This is a genomic window from Paraburkholderia caribensis (assembly GCF_002902945.1).
Taxonomy (GTDB): Bacteria; Pseudomonadota; Gammaproteobacteria; order Burkholderiales; family Burkholderiaceae; genus Paraburkholderia; species Paraburkholderia caribensis.
Genome location: NZ_CP026103.1, coordinates 936,193 through 953,317 on the forward strand (window position 1 = coordinate 936,193; position 17,125 = coordinate 953,317).

14 protein-coding genes are annotated in these 17,125 nt (G+C 62.8%); 13 read left to right on the forward strand and 1 reads right to left on the reverse strand.

The window, feature by feature from the left end:
• Positions 1-189: 189 nt before the first annotated feature.
• Genes hyfB through C2L66_RS33720 form a run of 7 tightly spaced genes read left to right on the forward strand, consistent with a single transcriptional unit; the run spans position 190 to position 7,824 of the window.
• Positions 190-2,199, forward strand: coding sequence for a hydrogenase 4 subunit B (gene hyfB, locus C2L66_RS33690; RefSeq protein WP_060607986.1), 2,010 nt, complete (start codon positions 190-192; stop codon positions 2,197-2,199).
• Positions 2,196-3,146, forward strand: a complete 951-nt coding sequence (locus tag C2L66_RS33695; RefSeq protein ID WP_060607988.1) for a respiratory chain complex I subunit 1 family protein — start codon at positions 2,196-2,198, stop codon at positions 3,144-3,146. The genes hyfB and C2L66_RS33695 overlap by 4 nt, the downstream gene beginning before the upstream one ends.
• A complete protein-coding gene (locus C2L66_RS33700; RefSeq protein WP_054932125.1) occupies positions 3,147-3,815 on the forward strand; it encodes a hypothetical protein in 669 nt (222 codons plus the stop codon).
• Positions 3,808-5,268 carry a hydrogenase 4 subunit F gene (locus C2L66_RS33705; RefSeq protein WP_054932126.1) on the forward strand — a complete coding sequence of 487 codons (1,461 nt, stop codon included), beginning with the start codon at positions 3,808-3,810 and terminating at the stop codon, positions 5,266-5,268. Before C2L66_RS33700 ends, C2L66_RS33705 begins: the two co-directional genes overlap by 8 nt.
• A 3-nt stretch (positions 5,269-5,271) precedes the next feature.
• Complete coding sequence (locus C2L66_RS33710; RefSeq protein WP_060607991.1) at positions 5,272-6,834, forward strand: hydrogenase large subunit; 1,563 nt, start codon at positions 5,272-5,274, stop codon at positions 6,832-6,834.
• A complete protein-coding gene (locus C2L66_RS33715; RefSeq protein WP_060607994.1) occupies positions 6,834-7,364 on the forward strand; it encodes an NADH-quinone oxidoreductase subunit B family protein in 531 nt (176 codons plus the stop codon). Before C2L66_RS33710 ends, C2L66_RS33715 begins: the two co-directional genes overlap by 1 nt.
• A 19-nt stretch (positions 7,365-7,383) precedes the next feature.
• Positions 7,384-7,824, forward strand: a complete 441-nt coding sequence (locus C2L66_RS33720) for a hypothetical protein (protein WP_060607997.1) — start codon at positions 7,384-7,386, stop codon at positions 7,822-7,824.
• A gap of 120 nt (positions 7,825-7,944) precedes the next feature.
• Here C2L66_RS33720 and C2L66_RS42450 read toward each other — a convergent pair whose 3' ends face one another.
• Positions 7,945-8,226 carry a universal stress protein gene (locus C2L66_RS42450; protein ID WP_409372677.1) on the reverse strand — a complete coding sequence of 94 codons (282 nt, stop codon included), beginning with the start codon at positions 8,224-8,226 and terminating at the stop codon, positions 7,945-7,947.
• Positions 8,227-8,801: 575 nt separating this feature from the next.
• On the opposite strand from C2L66_RS42450, the gene C2L66_RS40985 reads away from it, so the two are divergent.
• The 6 genes from C2L66_RS40985 (at position 8,802) to C2L66_RS33750 (ending at position 16,803) form a co-directional block, all read left to right on the forward strand.
• A complete protein-coding gene (locus C2L66_RS40985) occupies positions 8,802-8,939 on the forward strand; it encodes a hypothetical protein (protein WP_158512189.1) in 138 nt (45 codons plus the stop codon).
• Positions 8,940-9,513: 574 nt separating this feature from the next.
• Positions 9,514-11,016 carry an efflux transporter outer membrane subunit gene (locus C2L66_RS33730; protein ID WP_060608000.1) on the forward strand — a complete coding sequence of 501 codons (1,503 nt, stop codon included), beginning with the start codon at positions 9,514-9,516 and terminating at the stop codon, positions 11,014-11,016.
• Positions 11,013-12,083 carry an HlyD family secretion protein gene (locus C2L66_RS33735; protein WP_054932132.1) on the forward strand — a complete coding sequence of 357 codons (1,071 nt, stop codon included), beginning with the start codon at positions 11,013-11,015 and terminating at the stop codon, positions 12,081-12,083. The genes C2L66_RS33730 and C2L66_RS33735 overlap by 4 nt, the downstream gene beginning before the upstream one ends.
• A 5-nt stretch (positions 12,084-12,088) precedes the next feature.
• The gene (gene rbbA, locus C2L66_RS33740; RefSeq protein ID WP_060610415.1) at positions 12,089-14,866 is read left to right on the forward strand and encodes a ribosome-associated ATPase/putative transporter RbbA; all 2,778 of its coding nucleotides are present in this window, start codon (positions 12,089-12,091) and stop codon (positions 14,864-14,866) included.
• A 2-nt stretch (positions 14,867-14,868) separates the two neighbouring features.
• Positions 14,869-15,996, forward strand: coding sequence for an ABC transporter permease (locus tag C2L66_RS33745; RefSeq protein WP_409372678.1), 1,128 nt, complete (start codon positions 14,869-14,871; stop codon positions 15,994-15,996).
• Positions 15,997-16,284: 288 nt separating this feature from the next.
• A complete protein-coding gene (locus C2L66_RS33750; RefSeq protein ID WP_267894174.1) occupies positions 16,285-16,803 on the forward strand; it encodes an aminoacyl--tRNA ligase-related protein in 519 nt (172 codons plus the stop codon).
• Positions 16,804-17,125 lie beyond the last annotated feature (322 nt).

Genomic DNA, 17,125 nt, shown 5'->3' on the forward strand with positions numbered 1-17,125 from the left:
CGCCTCGTGAGGAGACATCCAATGCAGTGCGGATTTGCAGCAGGCGCACAGCTTCTTCAACCGGACGGTCAGGCAGGCGGGCGCTCAGGCGTCACCGATGCTGGAGGACGTGCTACGCAAGTCGTCGATCGCTTCGCGTCTGATGCGGCTGTAGGCCGCGAATAGGCAGACAGCGCAGAGCGACGCACGATGGCCTCTCTCACCATCCTTCCGTTCGTGCTTGCCGTGATAGCCGGTTGGCTCGTTGTCGGGGTGCTGGGACTCATAAGTCTGCATCGAACGCGAGTCGTTGCACACGCGCTGTTCCCGGCAGGCGCATTGTTTGGGTTGCTGCTCTGCGCGCTGGGTATTGCCAGTATCTTTTCCCCTTCTCAAGAGGCGATCCTGCCACTAGGTCTGCCGGGTCTGCCGTTCCATGTCAGGCTCGATGCGCTGTCGGCATATTTCCTGGCTGTACTCGGCATGGTTGGCGCGGGCGTCAGTGCCTTTTCCGCCGGCTATTTCCGCAAGGGTGAGGGCACGCCCCCCGGGTTGCTCTGCTTCGAATATCACGTGTGCCTTGCGGGCCTCGCACTCGTCCTCGTGGCAAACGATGCCTACGCCTTCATGGTCGCCTGGGAAACGATGACGCTGGCGGCAACGTTTCTCGTCATGAGCAACCATCGCATTCCCGAAATCCGGCGAGCCGGCTACCTGTACTTCCTGATTTCGCACGTGGGCGCGCTCGCTCTGCTGCTGTGTTTCGGGCTGTTGCAGGCGGGGACGGGCGACTACACGTTTGCCGGCATGCGGCAACAGCATCTGGACGTATTCTGGGCATCCATCGCGTTCGCGCTGGCGCTGCTCGGCTTCGGTGCGAAAGCGGGTATCTTCCCATTGCATGTCTGGTTGCCCGAGGCGCATCCGGCAGCGCCCTCGCCCGTGTCAGCACTGATGAGCGGCTTTGTCCTGAAGGCAGGGCTTTACGGCATGCTGCGGACGGTGTTCGACCTGATGCACGTACAGATCGCATGGTGGGGTGTCGTGATGCTGGCGCTCGGCCTTTTCACCTCGCTGTTCGGCGTTGTATTCAGTGCGATCCAGACCGACATGAAACGGCTGCTCGCCTACTCGTCGGTCGATAACATCGGTCTGATGTTCGTCAGCATGGGACTCGCGGTCCTGTTCCGGGCGTTCGACATGTCGGCGCTCGCCGCGTTGTCGCTGACGGCGCTGCTCTACCAGATCGCAAGCCATGCCGCGTTCAAGAGCCTGCTGTTCATATCGACAGGCTCCGTCCTGCATGCAACGGGTGAGCGCAATCTCGGACGCCTGGGCGGACTGATCCGGTTCATGCCATGGACCGCATGGGTCGCATTGCTGGGCGCGCTTTCGAGTGCTGGGCTGCCGCCCTTGAGCGGGTTCGTGTCCGAATGGCTGCTGTTGCAGAGCTTCCTGTTCACGCCCGACCTGCCGGACTCATTCCTGAACATGATCGTTCCGCTCGTCGCGGCGCTGATCGCACTCGTTGCCGCGCTCGCCGGTTATACGATGGTGAAGTTCTTCGGGATCATCTTCCTCGGGCAGCCGCGCGAGCCAAAGCTTGGTAACGCGCGGGACGCAAGCCCATGGGAGCGTGTCGGCTTCGTATGGCTCGCGGCGACGTGCGTGCTGCTTGGCTTGCTGCCCGTGCAGTTCGTGGCCGTGCTCGATCGTGTGACGCAGGCGCTGATCGGCGCAGGCATCGGGCCGGCGGTCGCCCGGAATGGCTGGTTGCTGCTGGCGCCCACGAACATCGGTCGTGCGAGTTACATGCCATTGGTCTTTCTGCTGTTCTTCGTCGGCTGCTGCGCGCTGGCCTGGATACTGGTGCGCCGGTTCTACCATGGGCGGTTGCGCCGCGCGAGTCCGTGGGCTTGCGGCCATCCGTTCGTGAACGCGCGCATGCAGGATACAGCCGAAGGGTTCGGCCAGCCGATCCGCGAGATCTTCGCGCCACTGTTCAGGATCGAACGGCAACTCCCGTCGCCCTTCGACGCGCGCCCCACATATCGCGTCGCCGTGACGGACCGCACGTGGGCGATGCTTTACGAACCCATCGAACGCATTGTCAGACGCATCGCCGCGCTGGCCGGCCTGCTCCAGGCGGGCCGCATCGCTGTCTATCTGATGTACAGCTTTCTTGTGCTCATTGTCCTGCTGATACTGGTCAGACGATGATCACGCTCTCCGGACTAACCTCGCAGCTGCTCGAAATCCTGCTGGCGCTCGCGGCGGCTCCGCTGCTGACGGGCTGGATCAACATGTGCCGTGCCTGGCTGCAGAACCGTCGCGCGCCATCCATCTGGCAGCCGTACCGGATGCTGCACAAGCTGTTCAACAAGGAATCGGTCGTCGCACATCACGCGAGCCCCGTGTTTCGCGGTGCGCCGTACGTGATCTGGGGCTGCATGACGCTCGCGTGCGCCATCGTACCGACGCTCTCGACCGATCTGCCGTTGTCGACCGCTGCCGACGCCGTTGCCCTGGTCGGGCTGTTCGCGCTGGCGCGCGTGGCAATCTCGCTCGCCGCAATGGATATCGGCACGGCATTCGGCACGCTGGGCGCGCGTCGCGAGATGCTGGTCGGCTTCCTGGCCGAACCGGCTCTGCTGATGGTGCTTTTTTCCGCGTCGCTGATTACTCACTCGACGCTGCTGACGCATATCGTGGGTACGCTGAGCCATCAGGAGCTTGCGATCTATCCGAGCCTCGCGTTCGCGGGCATTGCGTTCACGATGGTGTCGCTGGCCGAGAACGCACGACTGCCCGTCGATAATCCGACCACGCATCTCGAACTGACCATGATTCACGAGGCGTTGATCCTCGAGTATTCCGGGCGGCATCTCGCGCTGATGGAGTGGGCGGCGAGTCTCAAGCTGTTTGCCTACTCGTGCATCGGGCTGTCCCTGTTCGTGCCCTGGGGCATCGCGGAGGCCGGCAATCCCGTCGCGCTGCTGCTCGCCATACCAACGCTGTTCGTCAAGCTGCTGGTAGGCGGCGTGGCGCTCGCCGTAGTGGAGACGACCAACGCGAAGATGCGCATCTTCCGGGTGCCGGAGTTTCTCGCCACGGCCTTTCTGCTCGCGGTGATCGGCATGCTTGTCCACTTTCTGCTGGGGGCATGAATGCACGGTCTCCACGGTCTGTCGACGCAGATCATCAACCTGTTGGCGGCCGTGTTGTTGATGGTGTCGTTTGCGATGCTCAGCCAGCGCCGCATCCTGTCGCTGATTCACCTCTACACGCTGCAGGGTATCGCGCTGGTATCGGCGAACTTCGTGCTGGGCTTTGTTTCGCAGGACGTTCATCTGTACGTCTCCGCGCTGCTGACACTGGTCCTCAAGGTTGGCCTGATCCCGTGGATTCTTTACCGGCTGGTGCAGCGCCTCAACGTCAAAACCGATGTCGAGACACTGCTCAATATCCCGACGACGCTGCTGATCGGAATCGTGCTCGTGATCGTGGCGTTCAACGTGGCGACGCCGATCAGCCAGCTCGCGTCTTCGGTTGCGCGCGGCACGCTCGGCATCGCGCTCGCGTGCGTGCTGCTCTCGTTCATGATGATGATCACGCGGTCGAAGGCGATACCACAGGTGATCGGCTTTCTTTCGATGGAGAACGGCCTTTTCTTCGCGGCGGCAGCGGCGACCAACGGCATGCCGATGATCGTCGAACTCGGCATCGGGCTCGACGTGCTGGTCGGCATCCTGATTCTCGGCGTCTTCATGTTCCAGATCCGCGAGCAGTTCGACAGCCTGGACATCCACCACCTGGAAAAGCTCAAAGATGACTGAAGCGTGGGTCCTGCTGCTGGTCTTCGGCATTCCGCTCGTCGCGGGCGGATGTCTGGCACTCGTCGGACAGCACCATCTGGCGCCGGAACTCAACATAGCCTTCAGCTTCCTGACCTTCATTGCGGCGATGCTGCTGGCCGCGCAAACCGTTGCCCACGGTCCGGCCTTTGCACTCGGAAAGCTTTTCTTCGTCGATCCCCTCAACGTCTTCCTCGTTGCACTGACGGCGTTCGTCGGCTGGACCACGTCGATTTTCTCGCGGCCGTACATGCGCATCGAGCAGGGGCGCGGCAAGATGACGGCGGCGCGTATGCGTCTCTATCACAGCATGTATCAGCTGTTCGTGTTCGCGATGCTGCTCGCGCTGCTCACCAACAACGTCGGCATCCTGTGGGTCGCGATGGAGGCCGCGACGCTCGCGACGGTGCTGCTGGTGAGCGTCTATCGCACGGCGGCCAGTCTCGAAGCGGCGTGGAAATACTTCATCCTGTGCGGGGTCGGCATTGCGCAGGCGCTGTTCGGCACGATCCTGCTTTATCTTGCGGCAAGCCGTCAGCTCACGGGCGGCGATGCGTTGCTCTGGACCAGTCTGAGTGCGGTGAAGGGCGCGCTCGACCCAACCATCATGTCGCTTGCGTTTGTTTTTCTGCTGATTGGTTATGGCACGAAGGTCGGCCTCGTTCCGATGCACAACTGGTTGCCGGACGCGCACGCCGAAGGGCCTACGCCGATTTCCGCCGTGCTCTCCGGCCTGCTGCTCAACGTCGCGCTGTACGCGGTATTACGTTGCAAGGTGCTTGCCGACGGGGCTTTGCAGAACGGTCTGCCGGGGCGCCTGCTGGTCGGGTTCGGACTGGTGTCGGTGCTGGTCGCCACCTTTTCGCTGTTGCGCCAGAAAGACGTGAAGCGCCTGTTCTCGTATTCGTCGATCGAACACATGGGCCTGATGACGTTCGCTTTCGGACTGGGCGGGCCGACCGCGACATTCGCGGGTCTGCTGCATATGACCGTGCATTCGCTCGTCAAGTCGGCGATCTTCTTCACGGTCGGCCATGCTGCCCAGAAGGCCCACACGCAGATGATCGACGACATTCGCGGGCTGTTGCGCGTGAGCCCGACGGTCGGGTGGGGCATGATGCTGGGTGCGCTGGCCATTCTCGGCATGCCGCCGTTCGGCGTCTTCGCGAGCGAGTTCCTGATCCTGACGACGGCCATCAGCGAACTGCCGTGGGCGACGCCTGTGCTTCTGATCGCACTTGCGGTGGCGTTCGCGACCATCTTCGCGCGCGTGCAGCACATGGTATTTGGCGAGACGACGGCAACACCGCTCGAACACCCGCCGGCACTCCTGCCCGTATTTGTGCATCTGGGCCTCGGTCTCATGCTGGGGCTTTACATTCCGCCGTATCTTGCCGCGTGGTACCGGCAGGCGGCAGCGATGATTGCGGGGTGACGCATGCGGATCGACTCACTCGGACTTTCGGACCTTACGCGGATATCGGCGTCCGCCGGCCGGGCATCTGCCTGGCTGGCACACACCGACGCCGCAACGTGGGTCCGCATCGCCAGCACAGCACGAGAAGAGGGCGACCGGCTGATCTCGTTGTGGGGTGCAGAAGCGGGTGCGGGCACATGCGTGATGTCGGCAGCCTATGCGATGCAGGATGGCCTGTTGTGGGCGCAGTTGCCTGTCGCGATGGGTAATGAAGGCGCGGCAAGCTATCCGGATCTGTCCAGCATCTTTCCATGTGCGTCGCGCATGCAGCGTGCCGTCCACGATCTGCTCGGGCTGTACGCGACGGGCGCGGCGGACACGCGGCCGTGGCTGAATCACGGTAACTGGCCAGCCGACTATTATCCGCTTCAGACTTTGTCGTCCGGAAACGAGCGCTTCGAATCGCAGGAAGCTGACTACCCGTTCGTGCAGGTCGCTGGAGACGGTGTTCATGAGATCGCGGTGGGACCGATACATGCGGGCATTATCGAGCCGGGACACTTTCGCTTCTCCGTCGTCGGTGAGAAGGTGTTGCGACTGGAAGAGCGGCTCGGTTATACGCATCGCGGCATCGAGCGGCTGTTCGGGCAGACGCCGTTGCTGCTCGGACATCGTCTGGCGGGACGGATTGCCGGCGACACGACGGTTGCCTTCTCGTGGGCTTATTGCATGGCCGCCGAACGCGCACTGAACGTCTTTGTGCCGCCACGCGCGCAGTGGTTGCGTGCCCTGTTGCTCGAACGTGAGCGTATCGCCAATCATCTGGGCGATCTCGGCGCGCTTGGCAACGATGCCGGCTTCGCCTATGGGCTCGCGCAGTTCTCCAGGCTGAAGGAAGACTGGCTGCGTCTGAACGACCGGGTATTCGGACATCGCTATCTGATGGACCAGATCGTGCCCGGTGGGGTGGAGCGCGATATGGCTGCGGAGTTCATCGAGGCCGTCACTGACCAGTGCGAGCGAACCGAAGACGCGGTCCGCGTGATGCAGCGCATCTACGAAGAGCAATCGGGATTACAGGATCGCTTTGCAGGTGCAGGCAAGCTCCAGACGAACGTGGCCACGCATTTCAGTGTGTGCGGTCTGGCGGCGCGGGCGAGCGGTCTTGGCATCGACGTCCGCGTTGATCATCCTTACGCACCGTATCACGAAGTCCAGCCTCAAATGGTGTGCGACAACCGGGGCGACGTGGCTGCTCGCGTCGCCGTGCGGTTCAACGAGGTCTACGAGTCGTTGCGGCTGATTGGCGTGCTCCTCGACGGTCTGCCTGACGGCGCCGTCGTCACGCCGGTCGAAACCGGCCAGTCGCCATCCTGCGGTGTCGGCTGGGTCGAAGGTTGGCGCGGTGATGTGTTCGTGGCCATCGAGACGGGTGAAAACGGAACCATTTCCCGGTGTCATTGCCATGACCCATCGTGGCAGAACTGGCCGGCGCTGGAGCACGCGATCATCGGCAATATCGTTCCCGATTTCCCGCTGATCAACAAATCGTTCAACCTGAACTACGCGGGACACGACCTGTAATGTGGCAACTTCTCAAACAGATCGCACGGACAGACATTCCTGCCGGCTCCCTCCCAGACACGAACGACGCGTGGATAACCTCGCATCAGCAACAGATACAGCGGGAGATTCTCGACGTGCTCGGTCGCGCGCTGTGCATCCGCCAGGTCGATGCGGGCTCATGCAATGGATGCGAACTGGAAATTCACGCGCTGAATAACCCCTACTACAACATCGAGGGTCTCGGCATCAAGTTCGTCGCGAGTCCGCGTCATGCGGACATGCTGCTGGTCACCGGTCCGCTCACGCTGAACATGAAGGAAGCGGTCCGACGGGTATGGGACGCGACGCCTCATCCGAAGCTGGTGGTCGCTGCAGGCGATTGCGCGTGCACGGGTGGCATCTTCAGGGACAGCTATGCCGTGTGCGGGCCGCTGTCCAATCTGCTTCCCGTGGACGTGGCCATTCCAGGCTGTCCGCCACCACCGGTCGAGCTGTTAAGGGGCATTCTCACGGCGCTGCGTTCGAGGCCGGACGTACGCGCGCCGTAATCATTGCAGGAGAGAAATAGTGGACCGCTTGGGAGCAGTCTGCCTGGCAGTGGTGCGCGGCACGTGGCCGCAGCTCGTCACGCTTGCGGGGTTCCTGGTGGCAGTTGGCCTGAGGTTTCCGGGCTGGTTTGTCGCTCTCTCGATAGCAGTTACTGGCGCTGTCGTGTGGCACATTGGCCACCGCATTGAACCGGGCGGGGCGTCAGCGCGTCATGCCCCAATGCTGGGTGCCGTTCTTGTGGGCAGCGGACTGGCGTCGATCGTCCTGACGCTGAAATGGTGGTTGGTGGAAAAGCAGATGCAGTTGCCCTCTGGCAGTCTCCTGTATCTGGCCGGCCACGCTGAAGCGACAACGAATCCCTCACTGGCATGGTCAAGCGTGTTGACCCAGTGGAGCTCATGCCTGGTTTTCCTTGCCGTCGCGGCCATCTGGGCAATTCGTAGCGGTCGCGTGGACTGAGCATCGGGACGGTCGGCGCACGGTTCAACTGTCTCTGATCTCTGCCTCTCCGGTCGGTCCGCGACATCGTGGTGATGCAAGCCGGATAGTAGCCCGCGCCACGATGAACATCTGGTTTGTCTACTGCGCTGAGTCTCTGGGCGTACCGTGTTCCTTTCCACGGACCGCCTCAAGCGTCACAGACGACTGGACCACCAGCACGGGAATGTCGCTGTGCGTGAGTACCTTCTGCGTCTCGCTGCCGAGCAGCAGTGACCGATTCCCGCGACGACCATGAGAGGCCATCACGCTGAGATCGCATTTCTGCTGTATTGCGACGCTGATAATCGCTTCATACGGATGCGCTCGCGTCGCCGTTATAGTCTCGCATTCAACGCCGGCGAGGCTCGCTTCTTTCTTCACCGCTCCGAGGTAGTCATCCGCGTGCTACTGGGCGACCTAAAGAAATCGTTCCTCAGTGTCTGCAAGCATTTCCGTGCCGTACGCAAAAAGTGGAACTCCGGTATAACGTGAAGCGCCGTCATTTTCGCCATGTTTTCGCTGGCGAGTGACACTGTCAGCAGGACATCGGATTTTGAGAGTACCGAACCGTCCGTCGCCACGAGTAGATGCGTGAACATGATAATCCTCTGCGGCCAGACTCAATGTCTACCGCGTTCCGTCTGCCGCCTGAACCGGAACGACTGCCCTCGGTATGGTCGGCTAATTGAAAGAATGGCAGTTTGCGAGTTTGAGGGTGCCTGAAACATTCGCACGGAGACTGCTCCGGACACCGTTGATAAATCTGCAGCGAGGTGACATCGCCGGATGTTAAGCATGGCGACGACCGCATTCTGCTGGTCGCCCGAGCGGGCGCGAGATGGACGTTGCCAGGCGGCAAGATCAAACGCGACGAAGCGCCAGAGTCAAAACCTGGCGGCGCTTTCCGGGCAGTAGTGTAAGCAATTTAACCTGACAGTGCCGCCGCGATGTATTTCGTGCGCACAATTGACGAATCGCGCGCGACGCTCGCGTTGTCCGTACAGCGCGAGCAGAACGCTGCCGTTGCGGTTGCCACATTGCGCGATGCATCGCCCCAAGCCCTGGAAACACTCTTCGCCGATTCCGAACTCTAAATGACTCACGCGGCTCGCGGCAGCTCCGCTATGCCGGCTCGCGTGCCTGCCGACAGACATCATTTCATATAGACGCTTTAAGGGCCGCCGCATCAGCGTTCATTCGACGTTATGTATTTTTTGTGCATGATCCTCATGCGCAATTGGAATTGGACGTGGCCGGGCCATTTCGAGACTATCCCGCTCTCGCTCGGTGGCACCAGAATGGTCGACGATACCCCTCGCGGTACAGCTGTACGACAGCCGTCGGGCTTCGCTATCAAATAACAAGGTCGATTTCTGCCGGATGCAGTCGGGCCGACGACAGCATCTGTCGTCGGCTAACGGTAGGACCGTGTGCGGGCACTTTCGGACATTGTCCAGCCTCTCTGCAGAGACGTTCGAACGCCATCTCCAACAGAATTCCGCTCATTCCCCGCTGGCCGGCTGGCCCGTTGACTTGCGTCAACGACGCGCGGCCAGGACGCGGCACCATAGGCGCAGAACCTGCTCGTCGCTGCCCGTCTGCCAAATGCATCACCGCTTGTGCGCGGATGGAGCGATGCGATGCGAATAGCCTACCTGCAGCTATGCCATGCGCAACGATGCCGCTCCCAGCGAACGCCTGAAGCAGTATGCCTGTCGGCTGCACGCGGCCGTCATGGCGCTCGCGCTGTCGCTATCACTGTCTGCTTGCCTGTCGCTCGCGCCGCAATATGAACGCCCGATATTGCCGGTCGCCCCCTCGTGGCCGACCGACGCGCCTGACGCGGGCCAGTCAACTGCCGCCGACATGGCTTGGCGCGACTATTTTCCGGACCCGCAGCTTCAGGCCCTGATCGCGCAGGCGCTCGAGCATAACCGCGACCTGCGCATCGCAGTGCAGCGTGTCGAAGAGGCGCGCGCCGCATACGGTGTACGCCGCGCCGATCAATTCCCTACCATCCAGGCGGGTGGGTCGTACATCCGCTTCCGGACGCCGGGCGGCATCCTGGGCAGCCAGCCGATCGACGGCGCAGGCTATAGCGTGAGCCTGACGGAAAGCAACTGGGAACTCGACTTCTGGGGACGCGTGCGCAACCTGAAGGATGCCGCGCTCGAAAACTATCTGGCCAGCGACGCATCGCGGCGCGCCGCCGCCCTTACGCTGATCAGGCAGGTCGCCGACGCTTACCTTCTGCTACGCGAGTTCGACGAGCGCATTGCAATCGCACGCCAGACGATTGCGACCCGCACGGAATCCTTACGTATCTTCCGGCGGCGATACGAGGTCGGCGCGACGTCGAGGCTCGACCTGACGCAGTCGCAGATTCTGCTTGAACAGGCGCGTACTCTCGCCGCACAGCTACAGCAGCAGCGTGCCACCGATGCTCATGCGCTCGACGTGCTCGTCGGCTCGCCGACGGCGCTGTCGCCGCCGGCACCACTGGACGACAACAGCATTCGGGCCGATCTCGGTGCGGGCCTGCCATCGCAATTGCTGGAAAATCGCCCCGACATCGTCGCCGCCGAACATCAGCTGCGCGCAGCCGATGCGAACATCGGCGCGGCGCGCGCGGCCTTTTTCCCGCGCATCACGCTGACCAGCACGATCGGCACCAGCAGTACCGCGCTTCAGGACCTGTTCTCGTCCAGCACCGGCGCGTGGATCTTTCTGCCGAGCGTGTCGTTGCCGGTCTTCGACGCGGGACGTAACCGCAGCAACCTGGATCTCGAAGAGGCGCGCCAGAAAGAGGCGCTCGCGCAGTACGAAAAAAGCATTCAGTCCGCGTTTCGTGACGTGGCCGATGCGTTGTCGGCACGCGTGTGGCTGGCCGACCAGGTTCAATCGGCACGCGCGACCCTCGATGCGCAGACCGAGCGCGCGCGGCTTGCACGGCTGCGATACGACAGCGGCGCGACGCCGTTCCTCGAAGTACTCGACGCACAGCGCGATCTGCTGGACGCGCAGCAGGCGCTCGTGCAGACCCGCAGGGCGCTACTGTCGAGCCGAGTCGCGCTCTACTCGGCGCTGGGCGGCAATCTGGAGCACGAGGCCCGGGCCGGCCAGCCGCCGTCGATAGCCGGACATTCGACCTCACAGGACCCGTCGCAATGAACGTTGCAACAACAAAAAGACTGATCGCCGTCGCAGCGATGCTCGTCGCCGCTGCCGGCTATTATGCGTGGACGCGATTGCACACGGACGGCCCGGGCGACGCGTTCGCGAGTGGCAACGGCCGTGTCGAGGCGACCGAAATCGACGTCGCGACGAAGCTCGCCGGCCGCGTCGACAGCCTCTATGTCGACGAAGGCGACTTCGTGAAAGCGGGCCAGCCGCTTGCGAGGATGCAGGTCACCGTGCTCGAAGCACAACTCGACGAAGCGCGCGCGCAGCATCAGCAGGCGATCAACAACGCGGCGAGCGTCGAGGCGCAGGTCGCGCAGCGCGTGAGCGACAAGGCCGCGGCTCGGGCGCTCGTGACGCAGCGCGAAGCCGAACTCGACGCCGCGCAACGCAAGCTCGCGCGCTCGGAAACGCTGTCGCGCGAAGGCGCTTCGTCGATGCAGGAACTCGACGACGACCGCGCGCGGATGCGCAGCACCGAGGCAGCAGTGAACGCCGCCATCGCGCAGGTCGCGACCGCGACGGCCGCGATCGACGCAGCCCGCGCGCAGCTCGTCGCGGCGCGTTCGATGGTGGTTGCCGCTCAGGCCACTATCGCGCGGGTCAATGCCGATATCGTCGACAGCGAACTCACCGCGCCGCGCGACGGCCGCGTGCAGTACCGCGTCGCGGAGCCTGGCGAGGTGCTCGCAGCGGGCGGGACGGTCCTCAACATGATCGACCTCTCCGATGTCTACATGACCTTTTTCCTGCCCGAGACGGTAGCCGGCAAGGTCGCGCTCGGCGCCGAAGTTCGCGTGGTGCTGGATGCCGCGCCCAACTACGTGATCCCGGCCGCGATAACGTTTGTTGCCAGCACCGCGCAGTTCACGCCGAAGACCGTCGAAACCGCGAACGAGCGCCAGAAACTGATGTTTCGCGTCAAGGCGCGCATCAGCCGCGAGTTGCTGCTCCAGCATCTGAAGCTCGTCAAGACGGGGCTGCCGGGTGTCGCGTGGGTCCGTATCGATTCGCGGGTCCCGTGGCCCGCGAACCTGTCGATCCGGGTGCCGCAGTGAGCGCCATGCTGCCCTGCCTCGCCGACGACCTCCGTAGCGGCGACGCGAGCGGCGCGCCGGTCGTGAGACTGCATGACGTGACACTGCGCTTCCGCGAGACGGTCGCGCTCGACGGCGTCACGCTCGACATTCCCGCGAAGCGGATGGTGGGCCTGATCGGGCCAGACGGAGTCGGCAAGTCGAGCCTGCTCGCGCTGGCGTCGGGCGCCCGCAAGGTGCAGCACGGCACGGTTGAAACCCTGGGCGGCGACATGGCGTCGGCGCGCCACCGCAACCACGTGTGCCCGCGCATCGCGTACATGCCGCAGGGCCTGGGGAAGAATTTGTACCCGACGCTGTCGGTCGAAGAGAACCTGCAATTCTTCGCGCGGCTATTCGGCCACGACGTAGCCGAACGCCGCCGCCGCGTTGACGACCTGACGCGCAGCACGGGGCTTTATCCGTTTCTGTCGCGTCCAGCGGGCAAGCTCTCCGGCGGCATGAAGCAGAAGCTCGCGCTGTGCTGCGCGCTGATTCACGACCCGGACCTGCTGATTCTCGACGAGCCGACCACGGGTGTGGATCCGCTCGCGCGCACGCAGTTCTGGAACCTGATCGCGCGCATTCGTGATACGCATCCCGCGATGAGCGTGATCGTCGCCACCGCCTATATGGACGAAGCAAAGCGCTTCGACTGGCTCGTCGCGCTCGATGCCGGACGCGTGCTCGCGACCGGCACGCCGGCCGCGATTCTCGATCAAACGGGCTGCCGCACGCTTGAGGCAGCATTCATTGCGTTGCTGCCTGAGGCGAGACGACGCGGGCACCACGCTGTCCAGATCACACCGCTGCAGACGGGCGACGAAACGGACCTGGCGATCGAAGCCCATGATCTAACGATGCGTTTCGGCGACTTCGTCGCGGTCGACCACGTGAGCTTCCGCATCCGCAGAGGCGAGATCTTCGGCTTTCTTGGCTCGAACGGTTGCGGCAAGTCGACCACGATGAAGATGCTGACGGGACTGCTGCCCGCTACTGAAGGCTCCGCCACGCTGTTCGGGCACCCGGTGGATCCTGACGATATCGACACGCGCCGACGCGTCGGCTACATGTCGCAAGCGTTCTCGCTGTATGGCGAGCTCACCGTGCGGCAGAACTTGATACTCCATGCGCGGCTGTTCCATGTGAACGAGCGCGAGATTCCCGCGCGCGTCGACGAAATGGTGAACCGCTTCGGCCTCGCGGACGTGCTCGACACGCTGCCCGCGAACCTGCCGCTGGGCGTCAGGCAGCGCCTGTCGCTCGCGGTGGCGATGGTGCACAAGCCGGAACTGCTGATTCTCGACGAACCGACCTCGGGGGTGGACCCGATTGCGCGCGACAGCTTCTGGCAGCTGATGCTCGATCTGGCCCGCCGCGACCGCGTGACGATCTTCATCTCGACGCACTTCATGAACGAAGCGGAGCGCTGCGATCGCATCTCGCTGATGCACGCCGGGAAGGTGCTCGCCAGCGACGCGCCGGACGCGCTCGTGCGTGCGCGCCGCGCGGCAACGCTCGAAGCGGCATTCATCGGCTATCTGGTCGATGCGGGCGGCGAGCCGGCCATTGATATCGCGTCGCGGGGCACGACAATTGCCCCGCCGCGCGAAGCGGCCGCCCGCGCGACCAGCCAGCGCCGCTTCAGCCCGACGCGGATGCTCAGTTACATGTGGCGCGAAGGGCTCGAGCTGCGGCGCGACCCGGTGCGCGCGACGCTCGCGCTGCTAGGCTCGCTCGTCCTGATGTGCGTCATGGGCTTTGGCATCAATTTGGATGTCGAAAAGCTCAGCTTCGCGGTGCTCGACCGTGACCAGACCGAACTGAGCCGCGACTACGCGCTGAACATTTCGGGCTCGCGCTACTTCGTTCAGCAGGCGCCGCTTGCCGACTACGACGACGTCGACAGGCGCATGCGCAGCGGCCGGCTCTCGCTCGCAGTCGAGATACCGCCGGACTTCGCACGCGACCTGCAGCGCGGTAGACCGGTCGAGATAGGCGCGTGGATAGACGGCGCGATGCCGCAGCGAGCGGAGACGATCCGCGGCTACGTTCAAGGCATGCACGCGGCCTGGCTCGCAGATCAGGCGCAGCACCGGCTCGGCGCTGCGCCTGCCGCCCGGCTCGACATCGAGACGCGCTTTCGCTACAACCCCGACGTGAGAAGCCTTCCGGCAATGGTGCCCGCGATCATTCCGATGCTGCTGCTGATGCTGCCGGCGATGCTGACCGCGCTTGCGGTCGTGCGCGAACGGGAATTGGGTTCGATCGTGAACCTGTACGTCACGCCCGTCACGCGTGCGGAATTTCTGCTCGGCAAGCAGGTGCCGTACGTGCTGCTCGCGCTCGTCAACTTCCTGCTGATGACACTGATGGCGCGCTTCGCGTTCGGCGTTCCCGTGAAGGGCAGCTTCATCACGCTGCTTGCGGCCGTTCTTGTCTTCAGCATCGTGGCGACCAGCCTTGGGCTCCTTGCGTCCACATTCACGCGCAGCCAGATTGCCGCCATTTTTCTCACCATCGTCGGCACCATGGTGCCGACGATCCAGTTCGCGGGGCTGATCAATCCGCTTTCTTCGATGGAAGGCAGCGGCCGGGTCATCGGACACATCTATCCCGCAGGTTACATGTTCACGATTAGCCGCGGCGTATTCAACAAGGCGCTGGGCTTCGACGAATTGCGGACACAGTTCTGGCCGCTGCTCGTCACGATACCCGTGGTGATGCTGGTGACGATGGCGATGCTGCGCAAGCAGGAGACGTGACGATGATACGCAGGTTCTCGAACATCTACCGGCTCGGCATCAAGGAACTGTGGAGCCTGCGCCGCGATCCGATCATGCTCGTGCTGATCGTCTACACGTTCACCGTATCGATCTACTCGGCCGCGACAGCGCAACCCGATACGCTGCACAAGGCGCCGATCGCGGTGGTCGACGAGGACGCGTCGCCGCTTTCGGCGCGGATAGTCGAGGCATTTTTTCCGCCGCAGTTCGACACGCCCGCGCTCATTTCGGCATCGGCCGTCGACCGGGGTCTCGACACCGGCACATACACTTTCGCGCTCGACATCCCGCCGAATTTCCAGCGCGACATCCTCGCGGGCCGGCGCGCCGTCATCCAGCTGAATGTCGATGCGACCCGGATGAGTCAGGCGTTCACCGGCAGCGGCTACGTGCAGCAGATCGTGAGTGGCGAGGTCGATACGTTCGCGCGACACTATCGGGCGAACGCGACGCCGCCCGTCGATATCGCCATACACATGCGTTTCAACCCGAACCTCGAACATGTGCGATTCGGCGCATTAATGGAGATAATCAACAGCGTCACGATGCTGTCGATCATTCTCACCGGTGCGGCGCTCATCCGGGAGCGCGAGCACGGCACCATTGAACATTTGCTGGTCATGCCCGTGACGCCGGCGGAAATCATGCTTTCGAAGGTCTGGTCGATGGGGCTCGTCGTTCTCGCTGCCGCTGCGTTCTCGCTGACGTTCGTTGTACGGGGGGCGCTGCACGTGCCTGTCGAGGGATCCGTGGCGCTATTCATGCTGGGCGCCGCGCTGCACCTGTTCGCGACGACGTCGATGGGCATTTTCCTCGCGACGCTCGCTCGCAGCATGCCGCAGTTCGGCATGCTGATCGTGCTCGTGCTGCTGCCGTTGCAGATGCTGTCGGGCAGCATCACTCCACGGGAGAGTATGCCGCAAATCGTTCAGGACATCATGCTCGCGGCACCCACCACGCACTTCGTCGAACTGGGTCAGGCAATACTTTACCGCGGCGCGGGCATCGACGTGGTGTGGCGGCCGTTCTGCGCATTGATCGCGATTGGCACGACGCTGTTCGCCCTATCGCTGCGCAGGTTTCGCAAAACCATCAACCAGATGGCCTAGCTGGCCCGCGAGAAGTTCGCCGACCGGAACAGCCGGGTCGCTTCGCAAGCCCGTTCAAGTCGTCGACAACCTTTAGCCGCGTGACTCGTTTGGGCCGTTGAGATCGCGCTGCGGACCTCGTCACATGCGGAGCGGTTCACAGGTCACAATTGATGTGCCAATATTGCTGACATGGAACCCTGTCTCGTCTCGAACCAACCTCGTCATCATCACGGTCGTCACTCGATGCGCCGTGGTTCGTTACGCCCATAGCAGGACAATAAAGTAGAGGAGGCGATTGTCCCCGCGCTGTGGTCGCAAGATACATTCATTCAAAAAGCCGGCGGCAGCGAGATCATCGACCAGATGTGGGCCTTTCCCGATAAGAAGGGACACGCCTGCTGCCTGATTCCTGAGGCAACGGCACGGTTCCAGAAGCGATGCAGCGAGTTGCTGGGCCGACAACGGGAGCGAATGTTGTTTTATATCGCTCGATGCTATCGCTACGAACGACCTCAAGCCGGCCGCTACCGCGAATTCTCCCATCTTGGATTTGAGTGTTTATGCCTCAACCCAGAATTCGCGGTCAAGCGCAGCCAGGAAGTTGCGATCGGCTTTTTCGATTCACTCGGCATTCGCTATGAAATCGACGATTCGGCGCGCAGAGGCCTTATTTGCTATCTGAACGGTCGGGGCTTCGAAATGCGCTTTACGGAACTCGGAGCACAACAGCAAGTGGCTGGTCGCGGCGCCTGTCGGGAGGAAGCCGGTTTCGGCATCGGCGCTGAACGACTATTGTTGGCGATGACCGATCAAGGGCTTGTGTAACGAACTCCAATGCCGACGCAGCTTGCGGCTAGGGATAGTCTCGCGAGTCTCATATCGCCAGTCAAACGTAGCCGAGCGATGGCGTGATTGTCCGCCTTCCGTAACTCGATCGTCCTTGGTGGCTCGGTCTCGGCCAACCGTATCGAGGGGGCGTCGGGGGCAATCCAGAAATTCTCTTTTTGTTCACTGGAGGCTTCGCAGTGCGCATATACCTTTCATCCTTCGATGTGGGCGCCAGACCAGAACAACTCGTCAGCCTGGTCGGAGGTCAATTGCGGGCGGGAATCGTCGTCAATGCGCTTGAACACCGCGAACTAGTGCG